The sequence below is a fragment of the Caballeronia zhejiangensis genome, from assembly GCF_022879815.1.
In the GTDB taxonomy this organism is placed as follows: Bacteria; Pseudomonadota; Gammaproteobacteria; order Burkholderiales; family Burkholderiaceae; genus Caballeronia; species Caballeronia zhejiangensis.
Map to the genome: position 1 here is coordinate 319078 of NZ_CP084283.1, position 14047 is coordinate 333124.

A 14047-nucleotide genomic window follows, 5' to 3' on the forward strand; every position below is an offset into this window, starting at 1 on the left:
TTATCCGCGTTACGGGGCGAATCGTTAAGACGCGATTCCACACTCCTGAGCGCCGAATGCCGCGCAAAACCGCGCGATCAGACACGAAAGGGCGCGAATGCCCGCGTCATCGCGTAAAATCGTGAGCCTGAACAAGCAATTGCGCGCGATTTCGTCATTTTCCGCGCCCCACTTCTCGACGCGGCATCTGCGCAGGCCACGCCACCGCATCGCCGGTCATCGAACCCTTTTGACTTCACAAGCCGCAAGCATGACCACTGATTCCAACGCGCCCAGCTTCCCGATCACCGAAGATGTCAAAAGCGCGCTCGCCATCGCCAAGCGCGGCTGCGACGAACTGCTGATCGAAGACGAATTCGCGCAGAAGCTCGCGCGAAGCGCCGCGACGGGCAAGCCGCTGCGTATCAAGCTCGGCCTCGATCCGACCGCGCCCGACATTCACATCGGCCATACGGTCGTGCTGAACAAGATGCGCCAGTTGCAGGATCTCGGCCACCAGGTCATTTTTCTGATCGGCGATTTCACGTCGCTGATCGGCGATCCGTCTGGCCGCAACGCGACGCGCCCGCCGCTCACGCGCGAGCAGATCGAGATGAACGCGAAGACGTACTTCGAGCAGGCGGCGCTCGTGCTGGATCGCGAAAAGACCGAAATCCGCTACAACAGCGAATGGTCGATGCCGCTCGGCGCCGACGGCATGATCAAGCTCGCATCGCGCTACACGGTCGCGCGCATTCTTGAGCGCGAGGACTTCACGAAGCGCTTCCAGGGCGGCGTGCCCATTTCGATCCACGAATTCCTCTATCCGCTGATGCAGGGCTACGATTCCGTCGCGCTCAACGCGGATCTCGAACTCGGCGGCACGGACCAGAAGTTCAATCTGCTCGTCGGCCGCGAGTTGCAGAAGCAGTACGGCCAAGAACAGCAGTGCATTCTGACGATGCCGCTGCTCGAAGGTCTCGACGGCGTCGAAAAGATGTCGAAGTCGAAGAACAACTACGTCGGCATCAGCGAGAAGCCGACCGAGATGTTCGGCAAGCTGATGAGCATTTCGGACGTGCTCATGTGGCGTTACTTCGAACTGCTGTCGTTCCGCCCGATGAGCGAAATCGAAGGCTACAAGCGCGAAGCCGAAGGCGGCCGCAATCCGCGCGACTTCAAGGTGATGCTGGCGCAGGAAATCGTCGCGCGCTTTCACTCGCCGGCGGATGCCGAGCGGGCGCTCGAAGACTTCAATCATCGCGCAAAGGGCGGCGTGCCCGACGACATTCCGACTGTCACGCTCGCAGGCGCGCCGGTCGCGATCGGCCAGCTGCTCAAGCAGGCGGGACTCGTGCCGTCGACGAGCGAAGCGCTGCGCAACATCGAGCAGGGCGGCGTGAAGATCGACGGCGCGACGGTCTCCGACAAGGGGCTGAAGGTCGAAGCGGGCGAGTTCGTCGTGCAGGTGGGCAAGCGCCGCTTCGCGCGCGTCACGCTGACGGCGTAAGCCGATGATCGCGCTCATTCAGCGTGTGAAGCGCGCCGATGTGCGCGTGGGCGAGCGTGTGACCGGCGCGATCGACGCGGGCCTGCTCGCGCTGGTCTGCGCCGAGCGCGGCGACAGCGAAGCCGCCGCCGACAAGCTGCTCGCGAAGATGCTCGGCTACCGCGTGTTCAGCGATGCAGCGGGCAAGATGAATCTCTCGGTGCAAGGCGTTGCCGGCGGCTTGCTGCTCGTCTCGCAGTTCACGCTTGCCGCCGACACGAACAGCGGCTTGCGCCCGAGCTTCACGCCCGCCGCGCCGCCCGACGAAGGCAAGCGGCTCTTCGATTATTTCGTGACGCAAGCGCGCGCGAAGCATCCCGTCGTCGAAACGGGCGAGTTCGGCGCGGAAATGCAGGTGTCGCTCGTGAACGACGGGCCAGTCACTTTCTGGCTTCAGGTACGACCATGACGACTCAGGTTCTCTTTATTCGACACGGCGAAACCGACTGGAACCGCATCAAGCGCATTCAAGGGCATATCGACATCCCGTTGTCCGAACATGGCTTTCTGCAGGCGGAACAGCTCGGCCGGCGTCTGGCGCACGACGGGCGCATCGATGCGGTCTATTCGAGCGATCTGCAACGCGCGCAGCAGACGGCGCGTCCTTTCGCGGATGCGCTCGGGCTCGACGTGCGGTTATCGGAGAACTTGCGCGAGCGTTTCTATGGCGCGTTCCAAGGCCACGACAGCGACGAGATCAACGACAAGTTTCCCGCCGAATATATCGAATGGCAGACGCGCGACCCCGGCTTCTCGCCACCCGGCGACGGTGAATCGCAGCGCGTGTTTTATCACCGCATCCTGCATGCGATGGAACCGATCGTCGCGGCGCACGCGGGCGGGCGCATCGCGGTCGTCGCGCATGGCGGCGTGCTCGATTGTGTGTACAGGTTCGCGATGAACCTGCCGTTGCAGGAGCCGCGCAACTGGCCGCTGCTCAATTGCAGCGTGAACGTGGTGGACTATGCCGATGGCGGCGCGAAGGTCGCGTCGTGGGGCGATATCGCGCATCTGTCGACGGACACGGACGACGACAATCTGCGCAAGCGGGCCTAGCCGTTGTTCGTATCCCAAAGATCCCGAATCGGCCCCGCATCCGGCGCAGCAAGACCGAAGTGCCGATACGTGAGCATCGTCGCGACCCGTCCGCGTGGCGTGCGCTGCAAAAAGCCCTGCTGAATCAGATACGGCTCCAGCACGTCCTCGATCGTGTCGCGCTCCTCGCCGATAGCCGCAGCGAGGTTATCCACGCCGACCGGCCCGCCATCGAACTTGTGCAGGATGGCTTCGAGCAGCTTGCGGTCCATCAGATCGAAGCCGACGGGATCGACGTCGAGCATTTTCAGCGCTTTGTCGGCGACGTCGGCGGTGATCATGCCGTTCGCCTTTACTTCGGCGTAATCGCGCACGCGGCGCAGCAGCCGGTTCGCGATGCGCGGCGTGCCGCGCGAGCGCTTTGCGATTTCCAGCGCGCCTTCCGGCACGATCTCCGCCTTCAACAACGACGCGGATCGCGACACGATGCGCGCCAGTTCGCTCGCGTTATAGAACTCCAGCCGCGACACGATGCCGAAGCGGTCGCGCAGCGGGTTCGTCAGCATGCCCGCGCGCGTGGTCGCGCCGACTAGCGTGAACGGCTGCAGATCCAGTTTCACGCTGCGTGCGGCCGGCCCTTCGCCGATCATGATGTCGATCTGATAATCCTCGAGCGCCGGATACAGGATTTCCTCGACGACCGGCGAAAGCCGATGAATTTCGTCGATGAACAGCACGTCGTTCGCTTCGAGATTCGTGAGCAGCGCGGCGAGATCGCCCGCGCGCTCGAGCACCGGTCCGGACGTCTGCCGCAGATTCACGCCCATTTCCCGCGCGATGATGTGCGCGAGCGTCGTCTTGCCGAGACCCGGCGGCCCGAACAGCAGCACGTGATCGAGCGCTTCGGAACGGCGCTTCGCCGCCTCGATGAAGATTTCGAGCTGGCCGCGCGCCTTTTCCTGCCCGATGTATTCATCGAGCTTGTGCGGACGCAGTGCGCGCTCGAACGCTTCCTCGTTCGGCGAGACGGGCGAGGCCGAGATGACGCGTTCGGCGGCGAGTTTGTCGGTTTCGATCATTTTTCGATTGTACAGCGAGCTTTTGCGCGACGAAGCTGGCCGAATGGCCTAGGCAATCAGCCCTTCGAAAGCGCCTTCAACGCCAGCTTGATGCCCTCGGACACGCCCGTTCCGGCCGGCACGTTCTTGACCGCGGCGAGCGCTTCCTTCTCCGAATAGCCGAGCGCGAGCAGTGCGTTGAGAATGTCGGACGCGTGATCGGACTGCGAAACCGTGCCCGCGATCGCGCCGAGATCCGCGCCGAGCTTGCCTTTCAGTTCGAGCAGCAGGCGCTCCGCCGTCTTCTTGCCGATGCCCGGCACGCGCGTGAGGCGCGCGGCGTCCTGCGTCGTCACGGTTTGCGAGAGTTCGTGCACGCTCATGCCCGAAAGCACCGCGAGCGCCATGCGCGCGCCGATCCCGCTGATCTTCAGCAACTCGCGGAACGTCGAACGCTCCTGCGCGGTGAGAAAACCGTACAGCAGATGCGCGTCCTCGCGCACGATCAACTGCGTGAGAAGCACGACCTTCTCGCCGGCATTCGGCAGGTTGTAGAACGTGCTCATCGGCACGTCGATTTCGTAGCCGACGCCGTTGCAATCGACGAGCAAATGCGGCGGATTTTTTTCCAGCAGAACGCCGGCGATGCGACCGATCATGTTTGGTATTCGTAGAGGAAATTAGCCGATGAGACGACCGCGCCGCACGCGCAAGCCCTTCTTGGCCAGCCCCGGCGCGATGCCGCCCAGGGCCGCGAGGCCGGTGCCGCCGTGCGCGTGACAGATCGCCATGCCGAGCGCATCGGCGGCGTCGGTGCCGGGCACGCCGGAAAGCGACAGCAGACGCACGACCATCTGCTGCATCTGTTCCTTGGTCGCGCGTCCGTAGCCGACGACCGCCTGCTTCAGTTGCAGCGCCGTGTATTCGGCAACCGGCACGCCGCTCGCGACGAGCCCGCAGATGGCCGCGCCGCGCGCCTGCCCGAGGAGCAGCGTCGATTGCGGATTCACGTTGACGAAGACTTTTTCGATCGCCGCCTGATCCGGATTGTGCTGCGCGATGAGCGTCGAGATGCCGCTGAAAATGGTGTTGAGACGCGAAGGCAGATCCGCCTCGGCCGTCTTGATGACGCCGCTCGTCACGTAGTTGAGCGTGTGCCCCGTCTTCTCGATGATGCCGAAGCCCGTCACGCGCAGGCCGGGGTCGATGCCAAGGATTCTCATTCGTTCGCGTTTCGCGGCTCGTTGAAACTAAAAAGGCCTGTTTGCGCCGTTCGAAGCGCAAACAGGCCAATCTTAAATGAAGCGGCCGCGATCAATGGCGGAAATGACGCGTGCTCGTGAAAATCATCGTGATGTTGTGCTCGTCGGCGGCGGCGATCACTTCGTCATCGCGCATCGATCCGCCTGGCTGGATCACGCAGGTGGCGCCCGCGTTCACGACGACATCGAGGCCGTCGCGGAACGGGAAGAACGCATCCGATGCCACCGCCGAACCGTTCAGCGTCAGACCGGCGTTCTGCGCCTTGATGCCCGCGATGCGCGCCGAATCCACGCGGCTCATCTGGCCTGCGCCGACGCCCATCGTCATGCCGTTCGCGCAGAACACGATCGCGTTCGACTTCACGAACTTCGCGACGCGCCACGCGAACATCAGATCGTCCATTTCCTTCGGCGTCGGATGACGCTTCGTCACGACGCGCAATTCGTGCGGCTGCACGTTCTTCGCATCGAGCGATTGCACGAGCAGACCGCCGCCGACGCGCTTCAGATCGAACGCGTTGTGGCCGTCGCCGAGCGCGATCTGCAAGAGACGCACGTTCTGCTTCGCCGCGAACACGGCGCGCGCCGCCTCGCTGAACGACGGCGCGATCAGCACTTCGACGAACTGCTTCGCGACAGCCTGCGCCGCCGCTTCGTCCACTTCACGATTGAACGCGATGATGCCGCCGAACGCCGAAGTCGGGTCCGTCTGGAACGCCTTCGAATACGCTTCGGCCGCATTCGCGCCGAGCGCCACGCCGCACGGATTCGCGTGCTTGATGATGACGCACGCCGGCGCGTCGAACGTCTTCACGCATTCCCACGCGGCGTCCGAATCTGCGATGTTGTTGTACGACAGTTCCTTGCCCTGCAACTGCTCGTAGTTCGCGAGCGCGCCGGCCGGCACGCTCAGATCGCGATAAAAGGCCGCGTTCTGATGCGGATTCTCGCCGTAACGCAAATCCTGCACTTTCTCGAACGCGAGGTTGAAAGTCGCCGGATACGTATTGCGGCTCGAATGCTGCAGCTCTTCGGTCAGGCTCGTCAGATAGTTCGTGATCGCGCCGTCGTACTGCGCAGTGTGCGCGAAGACTTTCGTCGCGAGACGGAAATTCGTCTGGTAGCCGACGTTGTTGCCGTTCGCGCGCATCTCGTCGAGGACGGCGGAGTAATCGGCCGGATCGACGACGACCGTCACGTCGCGATGATTCTTCGCCGCCGAGCGCAGCATCGTCGGACCGCCGATGTCGATGTTCTCGATCGCGTCTTCCAGCGAGCACTCTTCCTTCGAGACCGTCTGCACGAACGGATACAGATTCACCACCAGCAGATCGATGGTCGGAATGTCGTGCTTTTCCAGCGCGGCCATGTGCTCGGGCAGGTCGCGGCGCGCGAGAATGCCGCCGTGAACCTTCGGATGCAGCGTCTTCACGCGCCCGTCGAGCATTTCCGGAAAGCCGGTGTAATCGGCGACTTCGGTCACGGGCAGGCCCGCGTCGGCGAGCAGTTTCGCCGTGCCGCCGGTCGAGAGGAGCTTGACGCCAAGCGCCGACAGCGATTTGGCGAAATCGACGATGCCGGATTTGTCGGAAACGGAGAGGAGCGCTTGCTTGATCATGATGAACACTGAAACCGAAAAGGGAAACCAGGCCGGACCAAGGCGCGCGCCTCAGTCCGATGAATCAAATCAATCCGTGCTGCTGAAGCTTCTTGCGTAAGGTGTTGCGGTTGATGCCGAGATACTCGGCCGCGAGCGATTGGTTTCCGCCCGCCTGCTCGAGCACCACTTCGAGCATCGGTTTTTCCACGCACGAAATCACCATGTCGTACACGTCGTGCGGGTTGGAGCCGTCCAGGTCCTGAAAATAGTTGTCGAGGCTCTGGCGGACGCATTGTTCGATGTTATGTCTGCTCATGCGGCAATCAGTCGGTCTGTCGTGTTGTTGAGCCCGCCGCACGATTCTTCCCCGTCCGCGTCCTCGGCGTCACCGGCCTCGTCCACATAGACGAGACGGTCCGACAACGCCTTTTGCGCGTCAAAGAATTCGTTGACAGCGAGCAATTGTTCTTTGGTCGTGTCCAGCGTATTCATCCGGTGCCGGAAGGTGTTGGCGCCGGAAAGGCCGCGAGTGTACCAGCCGATATGCTTGCGCGCAGTCCGAACGCCCGTGAATTCCCCATAAAAGGCGTAGTGATCTTCGAGGTGCTCGTTCATCACCTGCTGGATCTCGTCGATGCGCGGCGGCGGCAGGCGCTCGCCGGTATTCAGAAAGTGTTCGATCTCGCGAAAGAGCCACGGACGGCCCTGCGCCGCGCGGCCGATCATGATGGCGTCGGCGTGCGTGGCGGCGAGCACGTCGCGCGCTTTCTCGGGCGTGGTGATGTCGCCGTTCGCGACCACCGGAATCTTCACCGACGCCTTCACTGCCGCGATGGTTTCGTACTCCGCGTCGCCCTTGTAGAGATCGGCGCGCGTGCGGCCGTGGACGGTGAGCATCGAAATGCCGGCTTCCTGCGCGATCCGCGCGATGGTCAGCGCGTTCTTGTTCTCGCGATTCCAGCCCGTGCGAATCTTGAGCGTGACCGGCACCGCGTCCGGCCCCACGCCGACCGCCTGGACGACGGCCTCCACGATGCGCGCGACCAGCGGCTCGTTCTGCAGCAGCGCGGAACCCGCGGCCACGTTGCAGACCTTCTTCGCCGGGCAGCCCATATTGATGTCGATGATCTGCGCGCCGTTCGCGACGTTGTGGCGCGCGGCCTCGGCGAGCATCTGCGGATCCGCGCCCGCGATCTGCACGGAAATCGGCTCGACCTCGCCCGCATGGTTGGCGCGGCGCATGGTCTTCTCGCTCTTCCACAACTGCGCGTTCGACGCGACCATCTCCGACACCGCGTAGCCCGCGCCCATGCGCTTGCAGAGCTGCCGGAACGGGCGGTCGGTGACGCCTGCCATCGGTGCGACGAACAGGTTATTGCGCAGGACGTGTGAACCGATTGTGGGCATGAAGGCTAAACGATCCGCGCTGTCGGTGCCGGCGAGAAGCCGCGTCAGGCGGATGCAACGTTGCTGAAGGGGAAACAGCTATTTTAACGCGAAGAGCGTGCTGAAATTAAGAGCAATCGCGTGCAAGTCATTAAATCTTCTATGAAAGAATGGCCGGCCATAGAGGATAAGTTCCCGGACTTCGCCTGGACGATTGCCCTTTTTTCGTGCTCGATCAGCGCCTTTGACCGAACATCATCTGACGGGCGAGGGCCGTTTTTACCGGCGGAAGGAATTCGAGAGCGGTCAGCGCGAGACCGCGCATCGCCGCAAACGGCGGGAAATCGACCGTGAAGATGCGCGCGAGCGTATCGGTGGCGCCGATCGTCAGGCGCCGGTCCAGCGCACGGCGCTGCGCGAAACGGGCGAGCGCGAGCGGCCGGGGACCGTCGGCGGACAGCGCGTCGGTGAGCGCGAGCGCGTCGCGCAGGCCGAGATTCAGGCCCTGTCCGGCAACCGGATGCAGCGTCTGCGCGGCATTGCCGATCGCGACGGTGCGCCGGTCGACGAGCACGTCGAGCGCGGTCAGCCCGAGCGGAAACGCCGCGCGTGACGCGATGCGCGTGAAACGGCCCATGCGCGTGCCGAACGCAGCGCCGAGTTCGGCGAGGAAAGTGTCGTCGTCGAGCTGCATGCGGCGCGCGGCTTCGTCGGGCGAGCAGCACCAGACGAGCGAATAATCCGCGTGACGCTGGCCGCCGCACGGCAAAAGCGCGATCGGCCCTTCCGGCGTGAAGCGCTCCCACGCGACATTCGCGCGCGGATCGGACACGCTTACCGTGCCCACGATGGCCGTTTGCCCGTAATCGCGCGCGCGGCGCTCATCGGATGACTCGCCTTTCTGATAAAGACCGCCTTCCGCGTTCACGAGCACTTTCACGCGGACGGAGCGCTCGCCTTGCGCCGATTGCAGCGGCAAGGTGACGCCGTCGTTGTCCTGCAGCGGCGCGAGCGCGGACGTGTCGGTGAGCCAGTCGACCTTCGTTGCGCGCACCGCATCGGCGAGCGCGCCGACGAGCGAACCGTAGCGCACCACGTAGCCCAGTTCGGGCAACTCGTGCTCGTCGTGCTCGATCAACGTGCGGCCGAAATGCCCGCGCTGCGAGACATGGATGCGGCGGATCGGCGTGGCATCGCCCGGGAAGCCGAGCGGTTGCAGCATCACGCGGCTTCCGTGCGAAAGCGCGAGCGCACGCGGATCGTTGGCGGCGGCTGCGGGCGTGCGCGCGTCGATCAGCGCGATGGACAGCCGTGACGTCGCGCTGCGCCGGGCAAGCCAGCCGGCGAGCGCGAGCCCGACCGGCCCCGCGCCGACGATGGCGATGTCGTAATCGAAATGCGGTTCGATGCCTTGAACGTCGCTCATGGTCAATTTGCGTTTGATTCGCGCATCAGCGCTTCGATTTCGTCGGCGGCGACGGGCACTTCGCGCGTGAGCAACTCGCAGCCGTTTTCGGTGACGATTGCGTCGTCCTCGATGCGAATGCCGATATTCCAATATTGTTCCGGCACGTCTTCGGCGGCGCGCACGTAGAGACCCGGCTCGATCGTGAGCGCCATGCCGGGCGCGAGCGCGCGCCATGGTCGTGCGCCTTGCTCGTCGAGCGGGCCGTCGGCTTCGCGGTATTCGCCCGCGTCGTGCACGTCCATGCCGATCCAGTGTCCCGTGCGATGCATATAGAAGCGCGCGTAGGCACGTTGCGCGAGGACGTCGTCGACGCTGCCGAACTTCGCCTTGTCGAGGATGCCGGTATCGAGCAGGCCTTGCGACAGCACTTTCAACGCAGCCTGATGCGGCGCGTCGAAGCTGACGCCGGCGCGTGTGGCATCGATGGCCGCGGCTTGCGCGGCGAGCACGATTTCGTACAGTTCGCGCTGCGCCGTAGTGAAACGGCCGCTAGCGGGGAACGTGCGCGTGATGTCGGATGCGTAGCCGTCCAGTTCGCACGCGGCGTCGATGAGAATCAGGTCGCCGTCGCGCGCGATCGCGTTGCCAGCCGGATAGTGCAGCACGCAGGTGTTCGCGCCCGCCGCGACGATCGATCCATACGCCGGCGACTGCGCGCCGTGGCGGCGGAACGTGTACAGCAATTCGGCTTCGATTTCGTACTCGCGCATGCCCGGGCGGCACGCGCGCATCGCGCGACGGTGCGCTTCGGCGGAGATCGATGCCGCGCGGCGCATGATCGAGATTTCGTGCGCGTCTTTCACGAGGCGCATTTCGTCGAGAACCGGCAGCAGGTTCTCCGCGCGGGCGGGAGCGCGCACGCCGGTGCGGCTTTGCGCGCGCACGGCGGCGAGCCAGGCGCGCACCCGGGCATCCAGTTCCGCCGATGTGCCGAGCGCGTAGTGAAGCGCGGGCTTGTCGGCGATCAGGCGCGGCATCTCCTGGTCGATCGAATCGATGGCAAACGCGGCGTCGAAGCCGAAAGCGTCGCGCGCGGCGTCGGGGCCGAAGCGGAAGCCTTCCCAGGTTTCGCGCTCCGCGTTCTTCTCGCGACAAAAAAGCATCGACACGGGCTCGCCGTCCTGCGCGCTCGCGTTCAGCACGAGCGTCGCTTCGGGTTCGTTGAAGCCCGTCAGATAGTAGAAGTAGCTGTCGTGACGGAAAGGGTAGTCCGTGTCGCGGTTGCGCAGGACTTCCGGCGCGGTCGGCACGATGGCGACGCCGCCGCCGCGTGCACGCAACGCGGCGAGCACGCGCTCGCGACGCGCACGGTAAATGTCGACGGCGATGGGGCTGGCGAGTTCGGTCGATGAGTTCATGCGCCGATTGTAGCGCCGGCTTCACGATGCGCGCACTCGGCCATTCGACATAGGCCAAAACGACGGCGACGCGTGAATTTGCCTATGCCATTCGGCCTAGTGGCGCGGCGAGTGACCGCGCCGCATACTCATTCGCCAGCGGGACGATTGCGCACGCTGCCCGCGATCAGATCGAAGCGGAACAGGCGGCATTCGAGCGCGCCGTTGAAAAGCGGCGTTTTCGTCGATTCGCGCAGCCGCAGCAAGCCCGGCAACTTGCGGTCGGACGTGAGCACGTAGGCGCGCCATCCCGGAAAGCGCTGTTTGAGCGCGTTGCCGAAGGAGACGAAGAACTCGGTGTCGGCCGGATCGGGTTGCGCGCGGGCGAAGGCGTCCTCGTCTTCGCGGCGGGAGCGCGCCGTATCGCGAATTTCGCCGCGCGGGCCGCGTCCGCGCACTTCGATACGCTCGCCGTACGGCGGATTCGCGATCAGAATGCCGGGCGCGTCGGTCGGCGGGACCATATTGCGGGCATCGACTTGCTTGAGCGAAAGGTCGGTGATGCCCGCGCGGGTCAGGTTCGCGCGCGCTTTTTCGAGCATATCGCCGGAAATGTCGCTGCCGAAGATGCTCAACTCGGCTTGCGACGCACGCGCGGCGCGGCGTTGTTCGAGCGCGGCCGTCTTGAGCTTCTGCCACATGCCGGGATGGAACGGCTTCAGCTTTTCGAAGCCGAAGCGCCGATCGTTGCCCGGCGCGATGTTGAGCGCCGTTTGTGCGGCTTCGGCGAGGAAGGTGCCGCTGCCGCACATCGGGTCGAAGAGCGGCGTGCCGGGCGTCCATCCGGTCAGGCGCAGAATGCCCGCGGCGAGATTCTCGCGCAGCGGCGCCGCGCCCTTGTCCAGGCGCCAGCCGCGTTTGAAGAGCGGCTCGCCGGAGGTATCGAGATAGAGCGTGCACTCGTTCAGCGTGAGGAACGCGAACACGCGGACGTCGGGCTGGGCGGTGTCGATGCTCGGGCGCGCGCCGGCCACGTCGCGCAGGCGATCGCAGACGGCGTCCTTCACGCGCAGCGTCGTGAATTCGAGGCTTTTCACCGGCGATTTGATTGCGGTGAGATCGACGCGCATCGTCTGGCTGGGCGTGAACCATTGCTCCCAGCGCTGGCGATGCGTGAGTTCGTAGATGTCTTGCTCGTTGCGATAGGGGCCTTGCGCGACTTTGAGAAGCACGCGGCTCGCGATGCGCGAATGCAGATTCGCCGCCATGCCCGCGACCCAACCGCCCCGAAAGTGCACGCCGCCGGGCACTTGCGTGCCGACGATCAGCGATCCGCCGCCGGAAAGGGGCGCGTCGGCCACGTGCCTTTCCCCGATCTCCGCCAACTCGGCGGCAAGCGGTGCTTCGAGACCGCGCGGGCAGGGGACGAACCAGTCGAAGAGGGGGGAGGCCATGTGGTGCTTTTTCGGACGTGTAAAGGCGGTATTGTACGCGGGGTGTTACAGCTGGCATGCGGTGCGGTTTCGTTGCCGGAAAAAGAAAGCGCCAGCTTCCTCGAATGCGGAAGCTGGCGCGATCGGTTCGGGGGATTCGAACCGGCTTGGCGCCTAATCCACCGCCTTCATCATCTCCTCGACCACCTTCTTCGCGTCCCCGAACACCATCATCGTCTTGTCCATATAGAACAGTTCGTTGTCGAGGCCGGCGTAACCTGCCGCCATCGACCGTTTGTTCACGATGATCGTCCGAGCCTTGTACGCTTCGAGAATCGGCATCCCCGCGATCGGCGATTTCGGATCGGTCTTCGCGGCCGGGTTGACGACGTCGTTCGCGCCGAGCACGAGCACCACGTCCGTCTGACCGAACTCGCTATTGATGTCCTCCATCTCCTGAACCATCTCGTACGGCACTTCGGCTTCCGCCAGCAGCACGTTCATGTGCCCCGGCATCCGCCCCGCGACGGGGTGAATCGCGTACCGCACATCGATGCCTTTCTCGACGAGCTTGTCGGTCAGCTCCTTCAACGCGTGCTGCGCGCGCGCGACCGCGAGGCCGTAACCCGGCACGATCACCACGCTTTCCGCGTTGCCGAGCATGAACGCGGCGTCATCGGCGGAACCGGATTTGACGGGGCGCTGCTCCGTCGATCCGCCCGCCGCCGCACCGCCCGCCTCGCCGCCGAAGCCGCCGAGAATCACGTTGAAGAACGAGCGGTTCATTGCCTTGCACATGATGTACGACAGAATCGCACCCGACGAGCCGACGAGCGAACCCGCGATGATCAGCATCGGATTGTTCAGCGAGAAGCCGATGCCCGCCGCCGCCCAGCCCGAGTACGAGTTCAGCATCGACACGACCACGGGCATGTCCGCGCCGCCGATCGGAATGATGATGAGCACGCCCAGCGCGAACGCGATGATCGTCATGATGATGAACGGCAGCCACGATTCGGTGAGCATGAAGATCACGCCGAAGCCGATCATCGCGATGGCGAGCAGCAGGTTGATCAGATGCTGTCCCGAGTACGTGACCGGCGCGCCCTGAAAGAGCCGGAACTTGTACTTGCCCGAGAGCTTCCCGAACGCGATGACCGAGCCCGAGAACGTGATCGCGCCGACAAACGTGCCGATGAACAACTCGACCCGATTGCCATACGGAATCGGCTCGCCGAGCGGTGCGAGCCCGAACGCGGCGGGCTCCGCCACGACACCATAGGCGATGCAGACAGCCGCGAGACCGATCAGCGAGTGCATCGCCGCGACGAGCTCGGGCATCTTCGTCATCTCGACTTTTGCCGCGATGTACGCGCCCGCGCCGCCGCCGATGATCAGCGCGACGAACAGCAGCGACAGCCCGAGCGCGAGATTCGCTTCGAGAAACGCGGCCTGCTTCACGATCAGCGCGAGCGTGGTGAGAATGGCGATCGCCATGCCCGCCATGCCGAACGTATTGCCGATGCGCGCGGTCTTCGGATTCGACAAGCCCTTCAACGCCTGAATGAAGCACACCGAGGCGATGAGATACAGGAGAGTAACGACGTTAAGGCTCATTTACGCGCCCTCCTTGCTCGTGATCTTCTTGGGCTCTTTCTTCTTGAACATCTCGAGCATTCGCCGTGTGACGAGAAAGCCGCCGAACACGTTCACGGCCGCGAGCAGCACCGCGAGCGTGCCGAAGAACTTGCCCGCCGCGCCGACCGTCAGGCCGACAGCCAGCATCGCGCCGACGATGACGATCGCCGAAATCGCGTTGGTCACGGCCATGAGCGGCGTATGCAGCGCGGGCGTGACGTTCCACACGACGTGGTAGCCGACGTAAATGGCCAGCACGAAGATGATGAGGTTGATCACCGTGTGATTGATGACATCCATGT

At 64.2% G+C, this 14047-nt stretch carries 14 protein-coding genes; 3 read left to right on the forward strand and 11 right to left on the reverse strand.

The features are described from left to right. Nucleotides 1-250 precede the first annotated feature (250 nt). The 3 genes from tyrS to LDZ23_RS01575 are packed head-to-tail and all read left to right on the forward strand — an operon-like array spanning nucleotide 251 to nucleotide 2584. Nucleotides 251-1489, forward strand: coding sequence for a tyrosine--tRNA ligase (gene tyrS / locus LDZ23_RS01565; protein WP_008351563.1), 1239 nt, complete (start codon nucleotides 251-253; stop codon nucleotides 1487-1489). 4 nt (nucleotides 1490-1493) lie between these two features. Next, nucleotides 1494-1937, forward strand: a complete 444-nt coding sequence (gene dtd, locus LDZ23_RS01570; protein WP_008351561.1) for a D-aminoacyl-tRNA deacylase — start codon at nucleotides 1494-1496, stop codon at nucleotides 1935-1937. Beyond that, nucleotides 1934-2584, forward strand: coding sequence for a histidine phosphatase family protein (locus LDZ23_RS01575; protein WP_244807683.1), 651 nt, complete (start codon nucleotides 1934-1936; stop codon nucleotides 2582-2584). Before dtd ends, LDZ23_RS01575 begins: the two co-directional genes overlap by 4 nt. Here LDZ23_RS01575 and ruvB read toward each other — a convergent pair. From ruvB to LDZ23_RS01630, 11 genes are all read right to left on the reverse strand, one after another. After that, nucleotides 2581-3642 (reverse strand): Holliday junction branch migration DNA helicase RuvB, encoded by a 1062-nt coding sequence (gene ruvB / locus LDZ23_RS01580; protein ID WP_008351556.1) that lies wholly within the window; start codon nucleotides 3640-3642, stop codon nucleotides 2581-2583. The genes LDZ23_RS01575 and ruvB overlap by 4 nt on opposite strands. A gap of 56 nt (nucleotides 3643-3698) precedes the next feature. Then, nucleotides 3699-4280 (reverse strand): Holliday junction branch migration protein RuvA, encoded by a 582-nt coding sequence (ruvA, locus tag LDZ23_RS01585; protein ID WP_008351554.1) that lies wholly within the window; start codon nucleotides 4278-4280, stop codon nucleotides 3699-3701. Between the two features lie 21 nt (nucleotides 4281-4301). Beyond that, the gene (ruvC, locus tag LDZ23_RS01590) at nucleotides 4302-4844 is read right to left on the reverse strand and encodes a crossover junction endodeoxyribonuclease RuvC (RefSeq protein ID WP_008351552.1); all 543 of its coding nucleotides are present in this window, start codon (nucleotides 4842-4844) and stop codon (nucleotides 4302-4304) included. Nucleotides 4845-4935: 91 nt separating this feature from the next. Beyond that, a complete protein-coding gene (gene purH / locus LDZ23_RS01595) occupies nucleotides 4936-6501 on the reverse strand; it encodes a bifunctional phosphoribosylaminoimidazolecarboxamide formyltransferase/IMP cyclohydrolase (protein ID WP_244807684.1) in 1566 nt (521 codons plus the stop codon). A gap of 64 nt (nucleotides 6502-6565) precedes the next feature. Further along, nucleotides 6566-6799 carry a Fis family transcriptional regulator gene (locus LDZ23_RS01600; protein WP_008351548.1) on the reverse strand — a complete coding sequence of 78 codons (234 nt, stop codon included), beginning with the start codon at nucleotides 6797-6799 and terminating at the stop codon, nucleotides 6566-6568. Continuing rightward, nucleotides 6796-7890, reverse strand: a complete 1095-nt coding sequence (gene dusB / locus LDZ23_RS01605; protein ID WP_034470615.1) for a tRNA dihydrouridine synthase DusB — start codon at nucleotides 7888-7890, stop codon at nucleotides 6796-6798. Before dusB ends, LDZ23_RS01600 begins: the two co-directional genes overlap by 4 nt. A gap of 214 nt (nucleotides 7891-8104) precedes the next feature. Next, nucleotides 8105-9295 carry a UbiH/UbiF/VisC/COQ6 family ubiquinone biosynthesis hydroxylase gene (locus tag LDZ23_RS01610; protein WP_008351543.1) on the reverse strand — a complete coding sequence of 397 codons (1191 nt, stop codon included), beginning with the start codon at nucleotides 9293-9295 and terminating at the stop codon, nucleotides 8105-8107. Between the two features lie 2 nt (nucleotides 9296-9297). Continuing rightward, nucleotides 9298-10695, reverse strand: coding sequence for an aminopeptidase P N-terminal domain-containing protein (locus tag LDZ23_RS01615; protein WP_008351542.1), 1398 nt, complete (start codon nucleotides 10693-10695; stop codon nucleotides 9298-9300). A gap of 128 nt (nucleotides 10696-10823) precedes the next feature. Next, nucleotides 10824-12128, reverse strand: a complete 1305-nt coding sequence (locus LDZ23_RS01620) for a THUMP domain-containing class I SAM-dependent RNA methyltransferase (protein WP_033536536.1) — start codon at nucleotides 12126-12128, stop codon at nucleotides 10824-10826. Between the two features lie 153 nt (nucleotides 12129-12281). Further along, nucleotides 12282-13724, reverse strand: coding sequence for an NAD(P)(+) transhydrogenase (Re/Si-specific) subunit beta (locus LDZ23_RS01625; RefSeq protein WP_008351540.1), 1443 nt, complete (start codon nucleotides 13722-13724; stop codon nucleotides 12282-12284). After that, nucleotides 13725-14045, reverse strand: coding sequence for an NAD(P) transhydrogenase subunit alpha part 2 (locus LDZ23_RS01630; protein WP_008351539.1), 321 nt, complete (start codon nucleotides 14043-14045; stop codon nucleotides 13725-13727). It lies immediately after the preceding gene. Nucleotides 14046-14047: the final 2 nt, after the last annotated feature.